This is a genomic window from Paraburkholderia fungorum (genome assembly GCF_046027605.1).
In the GTDB taxonomy this organism is placed as follows: domain Bacteria; phylum Pseudomonadota; class Gammaproteobacteria; order Burkholderiales; family Burkholderiaceae; genus Paraburkholderia; species Paraburkholderia fungorum_F.
In genome coordinates this window covers 88,952-108,027 of sequence record NZ_JAQQEF010000015.1, presented here as the reverse complement: position 1 = coordinate 108,027, position 19,076 = coordinate 88,952, and the positions used below count along the sequence as shown (strand labels likewise).

The 19,076-nt window shown below is 60.4% G+C and carries 20 protein-coding genes; 14 read left to right on the top strand and 6 right to left on the bottom strand.

Going from position 1 to position 19,076, the window contains the following annotated elements:
* Window positions 1-209: 209 nt before the first annotated feature.
* Together PQR53_RS23885 and PQR53_RS23880 are read right to left on the bottom strand one after the other, a co-directional pair.
* Complete coding sequence (locus PQR53_RS23885) at window positions 210-566, bottom strand: hypothetical protein (protein WP_408459289.1); 357 nt, start codon at window positions 564-566, stop codon at window positions 210-212.
* Between the two features lie 2 nt (window positions 567-568).
* A complete protein-coding gene (locus PQR53_RS23880) occupies window positions 569-1,108 on the bottom strand; it encodes an RHS repeat-associated core domain-containing protein (RefSeq protein ID WP_408459527.1) in 540 nt (179 codons plus the stop codon).
* A gap of 246 nt (window positions 1,109-1,354) precedes the next feature.
* Here PQR53_RS23880 and PQR53_RS23875 point away from each other — a divergent pair, with 246 nt between their 5' ends.
* The 4 genes from PQR53_RS23875 to PQR53_RS23860 are packed head-to-tail and all read left to right on the top strand — an operon-like array spanning window position 1,355 to window position 2,936.
* Window positions 1,355-1,597 carry a hypothetical protein gene (locus PQR53_RS23875; protein ID WP_408459287.1) on the top strand — a complete coding sequence of 81 codons (243 nt, stop codon included), beginning with the start codon at window positions 1,355-1,357 and terminating at the stop codon, window positions 1,595-1,597.
* A 1-nt stretch (window position 1,598) separates the two neighbouring features.
* Complete coding sequence (locus PQR53_RS23870; RefSeq protein WP_408459284.1) at window positions 1,599-2,081, top strand: type II secretion system protein; 483 nt, start codon at window positions 1,599-1,601, stop codon at window positions 2,079-2,081.
* Window position 2,082: 1 nt separating this feature from the next.
* Window positions 2,083-2,472 carry a type IV pilin protein gene (locus PQR53_RS23865; RefSeq protein ID WP_408459281.1) on the top strand — a complete coding sequence of 130 codons (390 nt, stop codon included), beginning with the start codon at window positions 2,083-2,085 and terminating at the stop codon, window positions 2,470-2,472.
* Window positions 2,466-2,936, top strand: coding sequence for a type II secretion system protein (locus tag PQR53_RS23860; protein WP_408459278.1), 471 nt, complete (start codon window positions 2,466-2,468; stop codon window positions 2,934-2,936). The genes PQR53_RS23865 and PQR53_RS23860 overlap by 7 nt, the downstream gene beginning before the upstream one ends.
* Before the next feature lie 159 nt (window positions 2,937-3,095).
* On the opposite strand, the gene PQR53_RS23855 is transcribed toward PQR53_RS23860, so the two are convergent.
* Both PQR53_RS23855 and PQR53_RS23850 read right to left on the bottom strand, forming a co-directional pair.
* Complete coding sequence (locus tag PQR53_RS23855) at window positions 3,096-4,619, bottom strand: CoA-acylating methylmalonate-semialdehyde dehydrogenase (protein WP_408459275.1); 1,524 nt, start codon at window positions 4,617-4,619, stop codon at window positions 3,096-3,098.
* Window positions 4,620-4,774: 155 nt separating this feature from the next.
* On the bottom strand, window positions 4,775-5,854 hold the full coding sequence (locus PQR53_RS23850) for a hypothetical protein (RefSeq protein WP_408459272.1): 1,080 nt from the start codon (window positions 5,852-5,854) through the stop codon (window positions 4,775-4,777).
* Window positions 5,855-6,103: 249 nt separating this feature from the next.
* Between PQR53_RS23850 and PQR53_RS23845 the strand changes: the two genes are divergently transcribed.
* The 3 genes from PQR53_RS23845 (at window position 6,104) to PQR53_RS23835 (ending at window position 8,957) form a co-directional block, all read left to right on the top strand.
* Window positions 6,104-7,009, top strand: a complete 906-nt coding sequence (locus PQR53_RS23845; RefSeq protein ID WP_408459270.1) for a LysR family transcriptional regulator — start codon at window positions 6,104-6,106, stop codon at window positions 7,007-7,009.
* Window positions 7,010-7,138: 129 nt separating this feature from the next.
* Complete coding sequence (locus tag PQR53_RS23840; RefSeq protein ID WP_408459267.1) at window positions 7,139-7,816, top strand: HAD family hydrolase; 678 nt, start codon at window positions 7,139-7,141, stop codon at window positions 7,814-7,816.
* 4 nt (window positions 7,817-7,820) lie between these two features.
* Window positions 7,821-8,957, top strand: a complete 1,137-nt coding sequence (locus tag PQR53_RS23835) for a DSD1 family PLP-dependent enzyme (RefSeq protein WP_408459264.1) — start codon at window positions 7,821-7,823, stop codon at window positions 8,955-8,957.
* Between the two features lie 42 nt (window positions 8,958-8,999).
* Here the strand turns inward: PQR53_RS23835 and hpaR are convergent, their stop codons facing one another.
* Complete coding sequence (gene hpaR / locus PQR53_RS23830; RefSeq protein ID WP_169488206.1) at window positions 9,000-9,407, bottom strand: homoprotocatechuate degradation operon regulator HpaR; 408 nt, start codon at window positions 9,405-9,407, stop codon at window positions 9,000-9,002.
* Between the two features lie 177 nt (window positions 9,408-9,584).
* Between hpaR and PQR53_RS23825 the strand changes: the two genes are divergently transcribed.
* From PQR53_RS23825 to hpaI, 7 genes are all read left to right on the top strand, one after another.
* Complete coding sequence (locus tag PQR53_RS23825) at window positions 9,585-10,364, top strand: fumarylacetoacetate hydrolase family protein (RefSeq protein WP_408459261.1); 780 nt, start codon at window positions 9,585-9,587, stop codon at window positions 10,362-10,364.
* Window positions 10,361-11,119 (top strand): fumarylacetoacetate hydrolase family protein, encoded by a 759-nt coding sequence (locus PQR53_RS23820; RefSeq protein ID WP_408459258.1) that lies wholly within the window; start codon window positions 10,361-10,363, stop codon window positions 11,117-11,119. Before PQR53_RS23825 ends, PQR53_RS23820 begins: the two co-directional genes overlap by 4 nt.
* A gap of 29 nt (window positions 11,120-11,148) precedes the next feature.
* Window positions 11,149-12,606: a 5-carboxymethyl-2-hydroxymuconate semialdehyde dehydrogenase gene (hpaE, locus tag PQR53_RS23815; RefSeq protein ID WP_408459255.1), complete on the top strand. Its 1,458-nt coding sequence runs from the start codon at window positions 11,149-11,151 to the stop codon at window positions 12,604-12,606.
* 80 nt (window positions 12,607-12,686) lie between these two features.
* On the top strand, window positions 12,687-13,550 hold the full coding sequence (hpaD, locus tag PQR53_RS23810; protein WP_408459252.1) for a 3,4-dihydroxyphenylacetate 2,3-dioxygenase: 864 nt from the start codon (window positions 12,687-12,689) through the stop codon (window positions 13,548-13,550).
* Between the two features lie 21 nt (window positions 13,551-13,571).
* On the top strand, window positions 13,572-13,970 hold the full coding sequence (locus PQR53_RS23805) for a 5-carboxymethyl-2-hydroxymuconate Delta-isomerase (RefSeq protein WP_408459250.1): 399 nt from the start codon (window positions 13,572-13,574) through the stop codon (window positions 13,968-13,970).
* Between the two features lie 63 nt (window positions 13,971-14,033).
* On the top strand, window positions 14,034-14,837 hold the full coding sequence (gene hpaH / locus PQR53_RS23800; RefSeq protein ID WP_408459247.1) for a 2-oxo-hept-4-ene-1,7-dioate hydratase: 804 nt from the start codon (window positions 14,034-14,036) through the stop codon (window positions 14,835-14,837).
* Between the two features lie 10 nt (window positions 14,838-14,847).
* Window positions 14,848-15,651, top strand: a complete 804-nt coding sequence (gene hpaI / locus PQR53_RS23795; RefSeq protein ID WP_408459245.1) for a 4-hydroxy-2-oxoheptanedioate aldolase — start codon at window positions 14,848-14,850, stop codon at window positions 15,649-15,651.
* 1,036 nt (window positions 15,652-16,687) lie between these two features.
* Here hpaI and PQR53_RS23790 read toward each other — a convergent pair.
* Window positions 16,688-19,015 (bottom strand): EAL domain-containing protein, encoded by a 2,328-nt coding sequence (locus PQR53_RS23790; protein WP_408459243.1) that lies wholly within the window; start codon window positions 19,013-19,015, stop codon window positions 16,688-16,690.
* Window positions 19,016-19,076: the final 61 nt, after the last annotated feature.

Genomic DNA, 19,076 nt, shown 5'->3' with positions numbered 1-19,076 from the left:
CCTGATCCAAGGCCGGCGCAACCAGACGGACAGCCGTATTTCCCGTGGATGCAGATCGCCGACCACTGGCTCGCCACCGCCGGCTTCAAGCCCGGTGAGCGCGTCAGCTTCAGTATCGACTACCGCTACGCACGACTTACCATCATGCCCGATCACGGTTGACGGAATGACCAGGGGCCCCGTCAGCGGCCCCTGGTCTTTAATACCTATCAATCTTTAGGTATCCGATAGTACCGATATAACTCCAATAATTTATTTTTGGCGTAATCTCCAAATTTTGAGAACTTGATCTGGATTTCGCTCCTACTCTCCAACAACGACTTCGGCAGCTCCGTTGTTTGACTTCGCAGAGCCAATCCAATGATTGTCTGTAGAATTTCTGTCGCCGTAGACTCGTCCTGTTCACGCAACAGAAGATCTACAGTTTCATCAATTGCCCCAAACGCCTCTGAAGCGGACATTACGCCAACAGTCTGCTCCCTAAATTTCTCGAAGAGCCATTCATCCTCAATTTGCTCTGAATTCCACCCTTCGATTGCTTGCAATAAGGCCTTTCTGTATTCCATATTCAGTCCTTAAACTTGAAATCGACAAGCTTCCCAGTCTTGATGTTTTCAACGTAATGAATTTCGACGCCATTGACATTTTGCGTGCGCTTCACCCATCCGTCCGCATCCATAAGACCATTTTTTGTATCCGACATTTTTGGCATGCGCGGTGGAGTTGTGCCCTCCGGTTTAGCCATTACCTGCTCCATAGCCAATTTTTCCTGAAGACTATTAGGAGTCGTTCTGCCAGTACTAATTGTCTGAGTAGCTGTCGGGGCGGCTGCTCCGCTGACCGCGTTGGAAATAGTCAGCGCTATCCGTAGCCCACCTGAAACAATAGCGTCGGGATATACAGGCGTTATCGCATCGCTCTTGGCGACCCCTTGACCGAACGTATCGGACTGCGAGCATTGTGCAGCCAATCCAGAAGGAGCGCTGAAGTTGATCGGGTTGTTCTTTACGTACGCATACAGGTTCAGATCATCAGCGCCGCCCACCGGATCGGTCTGCAGGAACCGCCCCAACGCCGGCGAGTACATCCGCGCCTTGTAATAATACAGCCCCAGTCCTACTTTAAATCCCTAGCAAAGATTATTTCTTTGCACTGGAACTTGCGTCCTGTTTGGGCACCATGCCTCGGGCTTCCCAACCGCGATTCCACGAATCGATGCGCCAACGATAGTAGTAACCTAGGCCGCCGAGCCTTAGATTACTTACGTAGTAATCACCTGGACGGAGGGTTGCATACTCTTCGTCGGTAATAGGAATATTCGGTATCGTGGATTGACCATCGAAGATATATCCGGTTGCTCAAGGTTGAGCCGCGTGCCGGCGTTACGCTCGATGCGAAGCAGGACGGGAATAGTCTTCATATTTCCATTGGTAAGGCGGTAGCCGATGGCTCGCTCGCAATGATCACATTTCAGGCAGATCACCCGTCGAGTGGGCCAGTCAATCTGTCATTGCAAAACCTGAAGGTGGAGAAAGAAAACCATGCGCAGATCGCCAGCACGGTAGCCCTACCCAAACAGATCGTCGTTTCCCCTTGAAATGAAGCAGAAGCCTCTGAGTTCCGGATTTACGCTGATCGAGATGATCGTCACGGTCGCGTTAGTCGCGATCATTGCGTCGGTTGCGACAACGTTCGTCAAATTGCATGAGCAGCGTGAGAAGGAGCGCGAACTAAAAGAGGCATTGCGAGAAATCCGGACCGCGATCGATACCTATAAAAAAGCGGGCGACGAAGGCCGGATTGCACGTTCACTCGATTCGACCGGCTATCCAGGATCCCTGGACGAACTCGTGACCGGTGTGGTGAATCAGAGAGACCCGAAAGGTAGGAAGATTTACTTCCTGCGCCGAGTGCCGCGCGATCCGATGAATCCGGCGCTGTCTGGGCCCGCTCAAGACAGCTGGGGTAAGCGCAGTTACTCCAGCGAAGCTCACGATCCGCAAGATAACGGCGACGTGTACGACATATTTTCGCTGAGCGACCGGAAGGGAACCAACGGCATCCCTTATCTACAATGGTGAAATGAAGATGGCCCTGCAAAAGCAGAACCGTGGCTTCACACTGATTGAATTGCTGGTGGTACTCGCAATCGTGGCAACGCTGCTCTCGATCGTCGCGCCGCGCTATGTTCATCAGACCGACCGCGCCAAGGAGGCCGCATTGAAAGCGAATCTATCGGTCCTGCGCCGGGCGCTGGACGAGCATTACAGCGACACCGGCAAGTACCCGGAAACCCTCTCCGCGCTAACCGAGCGGCACTATCTCCGGGCACTGCCGGCGGACCCGGTGACCGGTCGCTCTGACAGTTGGGTGCCCGTGCAAGGTGCCGATGATGACGACAAAACTATTATCGACGTAAAAAGTGGCGCGCGAGGCAAAGCCCTCGACGGCACGGAATACAAGACGTGGTGATCCGCACCCCAAGCTTCGCGCGCCAGCGAGGTATGGCGTATTTCTGGGCGCTGCTGTTGGTGCTGTTCATTACACTGGGTCTTGGCAAGCTGCTGGAGAATGTGGCGAGATCGAACCAGCGCGCCCGTGAAGCGGATTTGCTCTACACCGGCAACTTGTATCGGGACGCAATCCGGCAGTACTGGCAGAGTACGCCAATCGGTGCCAAGCCTTATCCAGAGAAACTCGACGATCTGCTGCGCGACCCACGCTATCCTGTGATTCGCCGCTATATGCGCCGACTCTATCCGGATCCGATCACCGGAAAAGGCTTTGTCCCGATCCTTGCGCCAGACGGTGGCGTGATGGGTGTACGCAGCGCGTCGTCGCGCAAGCCGGTCAAAGTGGCTGGATTCAAAGGAGATCAGGCAGCCTTCGCGGCGGCGCAAAGCTACCAGCAATGGGCGTTCAGTTATGCACCATGAGGAAGCGCTTGATGCCATGCGATGCGGCAAATGGACTGATACAGGATGGCATATCGCCGTCGTGATCACCATCCAACAATCGGTATCGGGTGCAGCCCTGAGGCTGCACCGCCGCCACACCACACGGCATGCGAGTCCGCAGCAATCCTGCTCTATTGCTTACTTCGCGACCGGCATCGTAAACTCAGCGCCCTTCGCGATGCTATCCGGCCAGCGCTGCATGATGCTCTTGTAGCGCGTATAGAAACGCACGCCTTCTTCGCCGTACGCGTGGTGATCGCCGAACAGCGAGCGCTTCCAGCCACCAAACGAGTGCCATGCCATCGGCACCGGAATCGGCACATTGATGCCGACCATGCCCACCTGAATCTGCCGGCCGAATGCGCGCGCCACGCCGCCATCCGACGTGAAGAGCGATACGCCGTTACCGAATTCGTGCGCGTTGATCAGCTCGACTGCGCTTGCGAAATCGGGCACACGCACCACGGCCAGCACCGGGCCGAAGATTTCTTCCTTGTAGATCTTCATCTCGGTGCCGACCTGGTCGAACAGCGTACCGCCGATGAAGAAGCCGTCTTCATTCGCAACCGGATGCGCGCGGCCATCGACGACCAGCTTCGCGCCTTCCGCCACACCCAAGTCGATATAACCGGCCACCTTGGCCTTATGTTCGGCGGTAACCAGCGGACCCATTTCGGCGTCGAGATGTTCACCGTTCTTGATCACCAGCGACTTGACGCGCGGCACCAGGCGTTCGATCAATTCATCGGCGACATGGCCGACCGCCACCGCGACCGAGATCGCCATGCAACGCTCGCCGGCCGAACCGTAGGCGGCGCCGATCAAGGCGTCGACTGCCTGGTCCAGATCGGCGTCCGGCATCACCACTAGATGATTCTTCGCGCCGCCGAGCGCCTGCACGCGCTTGCCGCGCTTCGACGCTTCCGTATAGATGTATTCAGCGATCGGCGTGGAGCCGACAAACGATAGCGCCGCGACGTCCGGATGGTCGATCAGCGCGTCCACGGCCACCTTGTCGCCGTTCACGACGTTGAACACGCCATCGGGCAAACCGGCTTCCTTCAACAGTTCCGCAATCCGCAGCGACGCCGACGGGTCGCGCTCCGACGGCTTCAGCACGAACGTGTTGCCGCACGCCAGCGCGACCGGGAACATCCACATCGGCACCATCACAGGAAAATTGAACGGCGTGATCCCCGCCACCACGCCCAGCGCCTGACGCAGATTCCAGTTGTCAATGCCGCCGCCGATCTGGTCGGTGAAATCGGTCTTCAGCAGGTTCGGGATGCCGCAGGCGAACTCGACCACTTCGATGCCGCGCACCACTTCGCCTTGCGCGTCCGTGAACACCTTGCCGTGTTCGCGCGTGATCAGCATGGCGAGTTCATCGTGATGCCTGTTCAGCAGTTCCTTGAACTTGAACAGAATGCGCGCGCGCTTGATCGGCGCGGTTTCGCTCCAGGCCGGAAAGGCGGCCTTGGCAGCCTTGACCGCCGCGTCCACTTCCTCGACCGAAGCCAAGGCGACCGAACCGGTCACCTGGCCGGTGGCGGGATTGAACACGTCCTTGACCCGGCCGCTCGTCGACGCAACCGGCGCGCCGCTGATGTAATGACCCAACTGTTGCACCGAAAGCTTCGCTTGTTCGCTCACTGCATTCATTTCGTTACCTCGTGTACGGGATAGGCCGGCAGGATTGGCAAACTGTATCGACGGTGCCCGTCATATTCCCGATACAGCACAATAAAACCGCGCCTCACTGTATTGTTTTTCGCGTGGCAACTGTATTGGTTGGCGACGTCGTTGCTGGCGAATCTTCAGCGCCATTGCTCGGTCAATTCGTTCGCGAGCACCATCTTCTCGCGAACGAGTTCGATAAAAGCGGCGTCCGCTCCGCTCTGCGCCTTGAGGAATTTCAGCGCCGCGGAGTGCACGGCTCGCATCGACCGGCCGTCGATCCCGGCCATGCGCGCCGCGCTGCGACGCGTTTCCTCGACCAGATCACGCGCGCTGCCAAAGTCGGGCGACAAGCCGCTCCGCGCCTCGAACTCGGTGCGCAACGCGGCCGCATAGTCGCGCGACTGCCCCAGGCGATCGACGTCGATCATCAGATCGACGCCGTCCGCCATCCGCAGCACGCAGAGAATCCACAACGCGACGAACGCGCGATACGCGTTGTTGCCTTCCGCGGTGCGCGCATAGTGCTCGCACGCCATCGCATAGGCGTCGTCCGAAGTCGGCACGACAGGCGGCAAGCTCACGCCGCAGATTTCGATGGCCTGCCGGACTAAAGGCTCCGACTGATTCAGACCCAGCACGCGAAACGGTGCGGCCACGAAGAACGGATTGCTCCATTGCTGATTGAGCAACCACCCCGAGGCAAACTGCGAGGCGGGATTTCGTAGCACGGCCGCATGCGTGGCTTGCGGGAATGCGCGCTTGAGCCACGGCAAGCGGCCCGACGAACGGCAAAACTTGAAGACGGGGACGCTGCCGTGCCCGGTAGTGCGCTCGCACAGGTTGGCCAGATAGGCCTGCAACGCGGGGAATTCCGCGTCGGGGGCATTTGAGAAGCGATCCGTGCCGAAACGCTTCCGGTATCCGGCTACGCCGCGCACGCCCTCTTGCAGAAACGGCCGGTACTCTTCGAAGTACGGCGCGGCGAGCGGCGGATGTCCCGAGGTCAGCGTGGGACGGGACGCGGCAATGTCGGCGAGGCTCAGGTCAGCAAGCACGTTGCTGAGCGGTTCATAAAAGCCGGTCACGGAATCGAGTGCGCGCAGACGCGACCAGATCCACGTTCCGGCGCTGCGCCAGCCCGTGTGCAGAAATACCCCCTGTTTCAGGGCACTTTGCGCCGGGCCTTCGGCCGGACGGGAAGCTGGATCATTCGACATGCGGGTCGATCCGCCAGTGGCGCCTGACGGGTCGCTCGATGGCCCCTGTGACAACGGCATTGGACTTCTCTTCAAAATGGAAGCGACAACGAATTGATGGACGGCCGGCGCGGCCTGCCGCCACGCTGCCCAAGCGCACATTCTAGCGGCTCTGGCTTTCACCCGCGAATGCGCCGCTACCCGTGCGTACTGGAACCTCGCATCCAAACGCTTTAAGCTGCCAGACTCCCGAACTCAAAAGTTGCCGCCATGAACGACTCGGCCGATATCCGGTTTCTGCTGACCATCCGCGCAAGTGGCAGCCTGATCGCCGCGGCGCGAAAACTGGGACTGTCACCCTCGGCGGTGACCCAGCGCCTGCAGCAACTGGAAAAGAAGCTGGGCGCGCAACTGGTGAATCGCACGGCGCGCCGTTTGCAGTTCACGGAAGAAGGCACGCTCCTGTGCGAACGCGGCGCCGAACTGATCCAGCAGTTCGACTCGCTATTCGAAGACCTGCAGACTCGCCGCGGCGGGCTGGTCGGCACGCTGAAAATCAATGCGCCGCTGGGATTCGGCCGGCGCCACCTTGCGCCCGCGATTGCCGGGTTCCAGCAGCAGAATCCGGATATCGACGTGGCGCTCACTTTGTCCGACCGGCCTTTGACCGAGACGATGGACCGCTTCGACATCGTCGTGCATATCGGCGAGTTGCCGGCATCGAATCTGGTCGGTTATGCGATCGCACCGAATGCGCGCTTCGTATGCGCCGCGCCTGCACTGCTCAAGCGGTTTGGCCAGCTGGAGTCACCGGAGCAATTGAGCAAACTGCCGTGCATCGTGCTGCGCGAGAACAACGAGGACGTTTCGCTCTGGCAGTTCAGCAAGGGCCGCACGCGCCGCAGCGTGCGCGTGCCTGCCCGTTTGAGCTGCAACGACGGTGACGTGATCCGCCAATGGGCTTGCGAAGGCCGCGGCGTGATCCTGCGTTCCGAGTGGGATGTGGCCGACGACCTCGCCAAGGGCAAGCTCGTACGGCTTCTGCCGGGCTGGAAGGCGCCGGACGCCAACGTGATCGCGCTCACGCATCAGCGCGCGGGACTGCCGGCGCGTACGCGGCATTTCATGCAATATCTGCAGAGCAGATTCAAGCCGTTGCCGCCGTGGAGAAGATAGGCGTTTGCAGCGCGACGAATCGCGAGCGAACAGTCAATTCAACCAGACTGAATCTTAGAGTTACTTTGGCTGAACGCCGCGTGCCAATGAAACTCTATAATCGGTTCACCGTCCACCGCCGGTTAAATCATGACTTCCGTTTCGACCCCAAGCGCCTATCCCAAGGCCGTTCTCTTTGACCTCCTGACTGCCCTGCTCGACTCGTGGACGTCATGGAACCACGCCGCGGGCTCCGAGCAGATGGGCCGCACGTGGCGTGCCGCATATTTGCGCCTCACTTACGGCTGCGGCAAGTACATTGCGTATGAACAATTGGTGCGCGACGCAGCCGCTGAAGTTGGACTGCCGGCCTCCGCCGCGCTCGCACTCGAAGCCAACTGGCTGAAGCTTGCGCCCTGGAGCGGCGCCCTTGAGACGTTGCAGGCGCTCCGTGCGCATTGCAAACTGGCGATCGTCACCAACTGCTCCAGCCACCTCGGCACGCAGGCTGCCAACCTCTTCCCGATCCACTGGGACGCAATCGTCACGGCCGAAGAAGCCGGTATGTACAAGCCGGATCCGTTGCCGTACCGGCTCGCGCTCGCCAAACTTGGCGTGGACGCCCATGAGGCCGCGTTCGTGGCCGGCTCCAGCTACGACATGTTCGGCACAGCCGCGGTCGGCTTGCGGACATACTGGCACAACCGCGTGGGCCTGCCGCTGGTGGGGGGCGCGCAGCCGCCCGAGATCGAGGCGCCGACGCTCGACTCGCTGGTCCCATGGCTCAGCCGTTTCGGCGCGGACCCCAGCCATTCCATCCCCCGGTGAAAGCATGAAACTCGACCATATCGATACCCCTGCCGCGCTGATCGACATCCCTCGGATGCAGAAGAACATCGCGCGGATGCAGGGTCATCTGAACGCGCTGGGCGTTGCATTCCGTCCGCACGTCAAGACCACCAAATGCATCGACGTAGTCCGTGCGCAGATCGCCGCCGGTGCGCGCGGCATCACCGTCTCGACCCTGAAAGAGGCGGAAGCATTCTTTGCGGCCGGCATCAGCGACATTCTCTACGCGGTCAGCATCGCGCCTGCAAAGCTGCCGCGAGCGCTGGCGCTGCGTCGCCAAGGCTGTGATCTGAAGCTGGTGGTCGACAATCCAACCGCCGCCGCGGCCATCGCCGGATTTGTGGACCAGCACGCGGAATCCCTCGAGGTATGGATCGAGGTGGACACCGATGGACACCGCTCCGGTATCACGCCGGAACAGGACACGCTGCTCGAAGTCGGCCGGATCCTGCATGAGAATGGCGTCAAGGTGGGCGGCGTGATGACCCATGCGGGTTCCAGCTACGAGCTCCATACGCCGGAGGCGCTTGCCGCGCTCGCGGAGCAGGAACGCGCGGGTTGCGTGCGTGCGGCGCAACGGCTGCGCGACGCAGGCATTCCGTGCCCGGCTGTCAGCGTCGGCTCCACGCCAACGGCGCTCGCCGCCGGGCAACTGGAAGGCGTGACTGAGGTGCGCGCCGGGGTGTACGTGTTCTTCGATCTGGTGATGCACAACGTCGGCGTGTGCGCGCTGGAGGACATCGCGCTCAGCGTGCTCGCCACCGTGATCGGCCATCAGGCGGATAAGGGCTGGGCGATTCTCGATGCAGGCTGGATGGCGATGAGCCGCGATCGCGGCACCTCGAAACAGCAGCACGATTTCGGTTACGGCCAGCCCTGTCTGCTGAATGGCACGCCGCTTCCCGGCTATCTGGTGAGCGGCGCCAATCAGGAGCACGGAATTCTGTCTTCATCGGAAGCAGACGTGATTGTCGACGACATCGAACAGCGCTTTCCGATCGGCATGAAGCTGCGCATTCTGCCTAATCACGCATGCGCAACCGGCGCGCAGTTTCCCGAGTATCACGCGGTTTCGGCGGATGGCGGCAGCGTCGAGTGGAGACGTTTTCAGGGCTGGTGAAGGATCACCTCGCCGTCCGCCCAACGCAAATGAGCGGTTGCGTCACTCGTCTTCTTCTTCAAGACCCGCGAGCAGATCGTCGACCGCGCGATACACGCGCTCGACGATTTCCGGTCCCACCTTGCGCTCCAGTTCGCGATAGTGCGCCTCGAGATCCTTCGAGATCACACGCACCAGGTCCACACTCGTATCGGTCAGCGACACCAGCACGCGACGCTGGTCTTCCGCGAAGCGCTCCTTTGTCACCAGTTCCATGCTCTCCATGCGCGCGAGCACCCCGGCCATGCTCGGGCTCGAAATCGTGCAAATATCGGAGATGTGGCGCGGCTCCATCGGGCCGTGCTCGTTGAGAGCCCGAATCACGCGCCATTGCTGTTCGGTCAGCCCATGCGCGGTAATCAACGGGCGGAAACGCTCCATCATTTTTTCTCTGGCGCGTAGCAACAACATCGGCAGGTTGCGGTGCAAAACTCGGGTAGAAGCGGAAGCGGACATGGCGGATAAGTTAAAAGCAGCCGTCGAAACTTAAGGGAAAACCCGCAATCAGCCGACAGGCTATTGACCGTGGATGATATCAAGCGCAATACTACTAACATGTTAGTGTTTTCTCCGAGAGACAGCTAATTTATGTTTGCACTTGCCGATCACCTGCTGCATCCCGAAGGCGACGCGCTGCCTCGCGACGTGGATGCGCGCACCGCAGCCGCGCTGCTCGCGCGCGGCGTGGCCTGCCGCGCGCCCGTTTCGGGCGCCGTCTATGGAACGTTGCTGAACGACCGCGCCGCGCTGGAAGCATTGGGCGACGCGGTGCATGCCGCGCCGTACAAGGCCCCGCCAAAAGCACCGATTCTTTATGTGAAGCCACGCAATACGATCGCCGGCCATCGCGCGCGCGTCGTCGTGCCTGACAATGCACTGGGCGTGCAAGTCGGCGCTTCGTTGGGCATCGTGATTGGCCGCACGGCAACACGGGTCAGCGTGGGCGAGGCATTCGACTACATCGCCGGCTACACGCTGGTCGCTGATCTGAGCGTGCCGCACACGAGCGTGTACAGGCCTTCGGTGCGATTTCGGGCGCGCGACGGGTTTTGCGTGATCGGCCCGGTGGTGGTTGCAGCGCATCATATTGCGGCGCCAGACAATCTGACGATCAAGGTTTCGCTCGAAGGACGTGAAGCCGTTGCTTTTATTGCCAGTACTGCATCGTCGATACGCGGTGTCGCCCAATTGATTGCGGACGTCACCGATTTCATGACACTGAGCGCCGGTGACGTCATTACGCTGGGCGTGCCTCACGGTTCACCGGTGGCTCATATCGGCGACACGGCCACGCTATCGATTGGTGAAATGCCGCCGCTCGAAGTGTCGTTTGTCGACGCACAAGAACACACTGGAGAACAGCCATGATGCGCGGCCGTGTTGCGTATGCAGGCGCGATTCACGAAGCCTATCCGGACGCTCAGGGCGTGCGTCTCGCCGACGGCCGCGTGTGTCGTGAGGACGAAGTGGTATGGCTCGCGCCGATCGAGGTCGGCACGATCTTCGCACTCGGCTTGAACTACGCCGAGCATGCAAAGGAGTTGCAGTTCAACAAGCAGGAAGAACCGCTGGTCTTTATCAAAGGGCCCGGCGCGGTGATCGGTCATCGCGGCTTCACGCGCCGCCCTGCCGACGTCACCTTCATGCACTACGAGTGCGAACTGGCCGTCGTGATCGGGCAATCCGCGCAGAACGTCAAACGGGAAAACGCCATGCAGCACGTGGCCGGCTACATGATCGGCAACGACTACGCGATTCGCGACTACCTGGAGAATTATTACCGTCCCAACCTGCGCGTGAAGAATCGCGACGGCGGCACGGTGCTCGGCCCCTGGTTTGTCGATGCAGCCGATGTCGAAGACGTCACGCAACTCGAATTGCGCACGTTCGTGAACGGCACGCGGCAGCAGCACGGCAACACGCGCGATCTCGTCACCGATATCCCGGCGTTGATCGAATATCTGAGCAGCTTCATGACCCTCGCACCCGGCGACGTGATCCTGACCGGCACGCCGGAAGGCATCGTCAATGTCAATGCGGGCGACGAAGTGGTTTGCGAAATCGACGGGCTGGGCCGTCAGGTCAACACGATTGCATCCGACGCGGACTTCGGCCGCGCCTGATCGACTGCTTTGCAGGAAAGGACAACACAATGCGAATCGAACATCTGATCAACGGTAAATCGGGCGCCGCGAAAGGCTACTTCGAAACCGTCAATCCGGCGACACAAGAAGTGCTCGCTGAAGTCGCTCGCGGCGGAGCGGAAGAAGTCGATGCCGCCGTGCGCGCCGCCAAGGAGGCGTTTCCGGCCTGGGCTGGAAAACCAGCTGCAGAACGCGCGAAAATCATTCGCAAGCTCGGCGAGTTGATCGCGAAGAACGTGCCGGAAATCTCGGAGACCGAGACGAAGGACACCGGCCAGACGATCTCGCAGACACGCAAGCAACTCGTGCCGCGCGCCGCCGACAACTTCAGCTATTTCGCGGAAATGTGCACGCGTGTCGACGGTCATACCTACCCTACCGACACGCATCTGAACTACACGCTGTTCCATCCGGTCGGCGTGTGCGCGCTGATCTCGCCGTGGAACGTACCGTTCATGACGGCCACGTGGAAAGTCGCACCGTGCCTCGCGTTCGGCAATACCGCCGTGTTGAAGATGAGCGAACTGTCGCCGCTCACCGCATCGATGCTCGGCAATCTCGCGCTCGAAGCCGGGATTCCCGCCGGCGTGCTGAACGTGGTGCACGGCTTCGGCAAAGACACCGGCGAGCCGCTGGTGGCGCACCCGGATGTGCATGCAGTGTCGTTCACCGGCTCGACGGCAACCGGCAACCGCATCGTGCAAACCGCGGGCCTGAAGAAGTTTTCCATGGAACTGGGCGGCAAGTCGCCGTTCGTGATTTTCGACGACGCCGATTTCGAACGCGCCCTCGATGCCGCTGTGTTCATGATCTTCTCGAACAACGGTGAACGCTGCACGGCGGGTTCGCGCATTCTGGTGCAACGCTCGATTTACGCGCGCTTTGCGGAGCGTTTCATCGAACGCGCAAAACGTTTGACGGTGGGCGATCCGCTGGCCGACAGCACGATCGTCGGCCCGATGATCAGCCAGGGGCACCTGGCCAAGGTACGCAGCTATATCGAACTGGGTCCGAAAGAAGGCGCCACGCTCGCATGCGGCGGACTCGAAACGCCCGACCTGCCCGACGCCATGCGCAAAGGCAATTTCGTTACGCCGACGGTGTTCGTCGACGTCGACAATCGCATGCGGATCGCGCAGGAAGAGATCTTCGGCCCGGTCGCCTGCCTGATTCCGTTCGACGACGAAGCCGACGCGATCAAACTCGCCAACGATATCTCCTACGGCCTGTCGAGCTACATCTGGACCGAGAGCAGTGGCCGCGCGCTGCGTGTCGCGGCGGCCGTCGAAGCGGGCATGTGCTTCGTCAATAGCCAGAACGTGCGCGATCTGCGCCAGCCGTTCGGCGGTACGAAGGCATCGGGCGTGGGCCGCGAAGGCGGTACCTGGAGCTATGAAGTGTTCCTCGAACCGAAGAACGTGTGCGTATCGCTCGGCTCGCATCACATCCCGCGCTGGGGCGTTTGAGGCGCTTTCGCATTGAGCGCCGTGCGCGAGTGCGGATGGGCAAAAATCAGGCCTCGCGCCACATAGAATAGGAGACCGCGATGGGTAAGCTCGCGTTGGCAGCAAAAGTCACTCACGTCCCGTCGTTATATTTGTCCGAACTCGACGGTCCGCATAAGGGTTGCCGTCAGCCCGCCATCGATGGCCACCATGAAATCGGCCGGCGCTGCCGCGAATTGGGTGTGGACACGATCGTCGTATTCGACGTGCATTGGCTGGTGAACAGCGAATACCACATCAATTGCGCGCCGAAGTTCGAAGGCGTCTATACGAGCAACGAACTGCCGCACTTCATCAAGAACATGCCGTACGCGTATCCCGGCAATGTCGGGCTCGGCGATCTGATCGCGCAAGTCGCCAACGAAATGGGCGTGAAGAGCCGCGCGCATAGCGAAACCACGCTCGAGCTCGAGTACGGCACGCTCGTACCGATGCGCTATATGAATAGCGATCAGCACTTCAAGACCGTGTCAGTGGCGGGCTGGTGCATGTGGCACGACCTCGAAACCAGCGCGCGCTTCGGCCTCGCGGTACGCAAGGCGATCGAGGAACGTTACGACGGCACCGTGGCGATTCTGGCAAGTGGTTCGTTGAGCCACCACTTCGCTAACAACGGTACCGCCGAGCAGTTCATGCACAAGGTGTGGAGCCCGTTTCTCGAACAGATGGACCACAAGGTGGTCGAGCTGTGGGAAGCAGGCGACTGGAAAACCTTCTGCGAGATGCTGCCGCTCTATAACGAGAAGTGCTGGGGCGAAGGCGGCATGCACGACACCGCGATGCTGCTTGGCGCACTCGGTTGGGATCGCTACGACGGCAAGGTAGAAGTCGTCACGCCGTATTTTGGCAGTTCGGGCACCGGCCAGATCAATGCGATCTTCCCTGTGACTCCCCTGCCCGCTTAAGTCCTGAGAAAGGAGCATACCGTGCCGCATTTGACACTCGAATACAGCGCCAACCTTGCCGGCGAAGAAAGCCTTGGGCGGCTTTGCAAATCGCTCGCTGATTGTCTCGACGCACAGCGCGAGAATGAACAGCGCCTTTATCCGCTTGGCGGCATCCGTGTGCGCGCGTTGCGTTGCGAGCAGTACTGCATCGCCGACGGCAGAGCCGACGCCGCGTTTCTGCACGCGAACCTGAAGATCGGCGCCGGTCGTTCGGAAGCCGCCAAAAAAGCGACCGGCGACGCGTTGTTCGAACTGATTAAACAGCACTTCGCCGCCGAGTTTGAAAAGCACGGCCTCGCGTTATCGCTGGAGATCAACGAATTCAGCGAGGCTGGCACGTGGAAGCACAACAATTTGCACGCGCGGTTGAAAGCCTGATCGCAGATCCAATGCCTGGGGCCTGGTATCCCGGCGTGACAGCACGCTTATAGAGAATCCATCATGCTAGACGAACAGACTATTCGCGATCTCGCGGCGCAACTCGACCATGCCGAGAAAACGCGCACGCAATTGCGCCACTTCTCGGCCAAGTATCCCGAGATGACCGTACAGGACGGTTACGCGATTCAGCGCGAGTGGGTGAAACTCAAACTCGCCGAGGGCCACGTGATCAAAGGCCGCAAGATCGGCCTGACGTCACGTGCGATGCAGCGTTCCTCGCAGATCGACGAACCGGACTATGCACCGCTGCTCGACAGCATGTTCATCGAAAACGGCCAGGACATTCGTGCCGACCGTTTTATCGCCCCGCGCGTGGAAGTCGAACTGGCCTTCGTGCTGAGCAAGCCTTTGAAGGGTCCGGGCATCACGCTATTCGACGTTCTGGATGCCACCGCCTACGTGACCCCTGCCGTGGAGATTATCGACGCGCGCATCGAGCAATTCGACCGCGAGACGAAGGCACCGCGCAAGGTCTACGACACGATCTCGGACTTTGCGGCCAATGCGGGCATTGTGCTGGGCGGCCGCCCGGTGCGCCCGATGGACGTCGATCTTCGCTGGGTTGGTGCGTTGCTTTACAGGAACGGCGCGGTGGAAGAAAGCGGGCTTGCCGCGGCGGTGCTGAATCATCCGGCGACGGGCGTCGCATGGCTCGCCAACAAGATTGCGCCGTATGACGAAGTATTGAACGCGAACGACGTGATTCTGAGCGGCTCGTTCACGAGCCCAATTCCGGCGCGAGCGGGCGACACGTTTCACGTCGACTATGGTCCGCTTGGTGGTATTGGTTTGAATTTCATTTGAGTGTTCCGACATGTCTCTTCCGCAAAACACATTCAAGCGTGCATTGGCTCAGGGCACACCGCAGTTCGGCTTATGGGCGGCGCTGGCCGATGCCTACGTCACCGAGTTGCTGGCCACAGCCGGTTTCGATTGGTTGTTGATTGACAACGAGCACGCCCCGAACGATGTCCGCAGCACGCTGGCGCAATTGCAGGCGGTGGCTGCGTATGCATCGCATCCGGTGGTGCGTCCGGTGCGCAGCGATAGCGCGTTGATCAAGCAATTGCTCGACATTGGCGCGCAGACTTTATTGTTGCCGATGATCGATACAGCCGAGCAGGCGGCTGACGCCGTCGCGGCGACGCGTTATCCACCGCAGGGCATTCGCGGTGTCGGCAGTGCGCTCGCGCGGGCATCGCGGTGGAACCGGATACCGGACTACCTGAGCACGGCGGCTGAAGAATTGTGTGTGCTGGTGCAGGTGGAAACCGTACAGGGTCTGGAAAATCTTTCGGCGATTACGGCGGTGGAGGGCATTGATGGTGTGTTTTTTGGTCCGGCGGATTTGAGTGCGTCGATGGGGTTGCTGGGTAAGCCAGGAGACGCCAGCGTACGGGAAGCGATATGTAAAGGCATCAAGACGGTGCGGGATGCGGGCAAGGCGGCGGGCGTGCTGGCACCGGATGCGGGAATTGCCGCTGAGTATCTCGCGGCGGGCGCGACGTTTGTGGCGGTGGGGACGGATACGGGGTTGTTGAGCCGCGCCGCGGCGGAGTTGGCCTCTTCGTACAAGAGGAACGCCGGGGTCGTGACGACTGTTAAGGGCGGGTATTAAGAGTTGGGTTTTGGCCTGTTCGGCGGTGGGTTGTCTGTCTACGGCGTTGTTGCCTGCGCGGCGCTTGTTCGTTTGTTTGCCTACGGCGTTGGCCTTTTCCTGGTCTGGCTTTTTGGTCTTTCCTTGATCTGGCTTTTTGGCCTTTCCTTGATCTGACTTTTTGGCCTTTCCTTGATTTCTTATTGGTTTATTAGCGTTGCCCCTGTGCGGGGCGGCACTTACTTTCTTTGCCGCCGCAAAGAAAGATAAGCAAAGAAAGCGGCTCAACCCGCTAGCTCAAAAGCGGGTCCCCCGCACAGTCGCGGTAGTGGTGCATCTGGAATCCGTGCTCTCGCACATTCAGCCCTGGTGACAAGGCCGTCATACTTCCCGCCTCGCACTGCGTGCTCTCCGGAAGGAGTGAGCATGCAAACCAGTGGCTTTGTCTGAACGCGGTGGGGGCCGTCGGCTTCGCCTCGGCGAGGCTGTCAAATAACTTAGTGACGAAACCGGCAGCGAATGAGTTGGCAAGAGAATGAACGTAGCAAGGAATGAATGTCGCAAACGCGGATCAAACGAAACGAGCATGTCGTGGTTGCGGAGGAAGACAATCGCGCTGGCGGTAGCGAGAGGAGTGACCATTCGATGCGAGCCACGGTACTGGACATAACCACGAGTGTGAAACGCAGCGATCGGTTGTGGGGGAACTCTTCGGCGCGCGCAGCGCGCGCCGGAAGTATGACGGCTTTGTCACTCACGTCGAATGTGCGAGAACACAGATTCCAGATGCACCACTACCGTGGCTGTGCGGGAGACCCGCTTAAGAATTAGCGGTTTGAGCCGCTTTCTTTTGCCTATCTTTTCTTTGCGGCCGGCAAAGAAAAGTAGGTGCCGCCCCGCACAGGGGCAACGCTAATAGACCAATAACAAAGCAAGGAAAGGCCGATGCCATAAAAACACAGACAAACAAGCGCCACGCGGGCAACCAGCTCAAGGAAAGGCCAATTCCATAAAAACACAGACAAACAAGCGCCCCGCAGGCAAAAAACCAAACCTTTTATTCCCCCGCCGGCCACGGCAACCCCACCGCCGACCAATCCAACTCCACCCCAACAACCAACCGCTCACTCACAAACTGCACAGCCAGAGTAACAGCAATGCAAGGCCGCCCACTCGCCAAAGAAAGATAAGGATTACTAGACACAGCAACCCCGGGCAACAAAACCGCATTCCGGAAATAAGGCCGATGATCCCACCTCGCATCGCGAGGATTCGCCACCGGATGCAGCGAAGCCGCTTCGCTACTCCAAGCCGGCCCCAGCACCTCATGCCCAATCTGCCGCCCCGAATCGTCGAGGATAAAACAACTGATACAGCGATCAAACGTAGCCAGAGAAGCAAACGCCTGATCCATCGAAACCCCAGCCAGCAGATCATCAGCCGCATGGCTCAAAGCCACCCGGTACGGCTCGACCTCTGACTCGAACAAAGCATGCTGATGTGCCCTCCCCTGGGCAATCACATCAAAAGCATCATCGATCCGCCGATGCACCGACTCCGGCGGCGCAATCTCCGCAGCCGGCCGCCCCAGCAGATAGCCCTGCGCAAAATCCACATTCGACTCCACCGCAAGAATCAATTCCTCCGTGGTCTCCACGCCCTCAACAACCACGAGCATCCCCGCCTGATGCAACAGCGAAACGAGCTTCGGCAAGATGGGCTGCTCCGTGCCGTGACCGGTCGCGCGAATCAGTTCGCCGTCGAGCTTCACGAGATCCGGCCGGATCCGGAACAGCCGGTCAAGGTTCGACTGGCCCGCGCCGAAATCGTCGACGGCAATCAGGAAACCGTGTACACGGTACAAGGCCGCCGCCCGCGACATGTCATCGACGCTGCCGCCATGCGATTCGAGAATTTCGAGAATCACCCGCTCAGGTTCGAGTCCCACCGCCCGCACGGTCGTCGCGAGCTGGTCGGCGTAGCCTGCAGCGATAAAGGTGGCCGGCAAAATGTTGAGGAACAGCCACGCATCGGCTGGCAGCACCTTGCGCGCATTGTCCAGATGCACAGCATGGCTCGCGCGATCGAGCGCGCCCTCGTCGTTAGATGGCTTCGGCGCGAACAGCACCATGGGCGGCACCAGCGTGCCGTCGTGCTGCTCGCCGCGCAGCAGCGCCTCGAAACCCACCTGCTTCTGATGCGACAAGCTGTAGAGCGGCTGAAAATACGAGGTCAGGTAACAGTCTTCCCATCGATGCCGCGGCGGTGCCGCACCGTCCGGCACCTCGCCGGAAAGCTTCTGCAGCGACTCGAACGGTAACGCGCGCTCGACACACACGCGGTTTCTGCCCGAATGCTTGGCGCGCAGCAACGCTTCATCAGCGCGATCGAGCAGCACCATGATGCTTTCGCCGCTGCGGTGCTCGGCCACGCCGAAGCTCGCGGTCAGACGACCGTCAGGGCGCTCGATCGCCGCAATCGCGCCGCGCAGACGCTCGGCCAGCGCCAGTGCGCCGGCCAGGCCGTCGTGCAGCAGCACGGCGAACTCCTCGCCGCCGATCCGGCTCACGCTGTCGTCCGCGGAAGTCTCCTCCATCAGCACCTGGGCGACCTGGTAAAGCGCGAGGTCGCCGACTGCGTGGCCAAAGCGGTCGTTCAGCGATTTGAAATTGTCGATGTCGAGAAAAATCGCGCTGACCCGCATATCGGGCTTGATGTTTTCAAGGCGGCGCTCGGCCTGCTTCACGAACGCGCGGCGGTTTTGCAGGCCGGTCAGCGGATCGGTCGCGGCGAGCTGCGCCAGTTGGCTCTCGAGCAGAAAGTGGTTGCGCCGGAACCGGTAGAAGCCGAAGTGAAACACAGCGGACGTCGGTATGCCGATCGCCACGATCCACATCCACACGACGACGTCGACTTCATGCGTGCGTGGCTCGCCGGACAGCAACGCAAACGCGGCTGCATAAAAGAGCACGCTGCCGGCGCAAAAATGCATCGGCGTGAGCCACAGCGGCGCGGCGCAGATCGGGATCACCACCAGGGCCGGCAGGACCCACAGCAACGGTTGTTCGACACCGGAGACGTTCAACGCGAGACCGGCCACCAGCACCAGCGAGTACGCGACACCGATTGCGCCAAACGCCCAGGTCGAGCCGGCGCGGGGAATTGCCATCACCAGCAGGGCGAGCACCAGCGCGCAGGCGAGCCGGTAGGCGAGCGGGATCGCCGGGCCGTCGACCATGTTGCGCGCCCCGACTAAACAGAGGAACGCGACAACGGTAAACGCCATCGTCACCACCGAAAGCGGGCGCTGATGTTCCAGCGATCGTTGATGAAAACGATTACGCAACCCGGAATCGGACAGTTGCTTCGTTGAAGTGGAAGGCATATTGATCGCTATCAGGCTGGCTCCGGTCACTTTGCCCATGTATAACGGCAACCGTCTGACA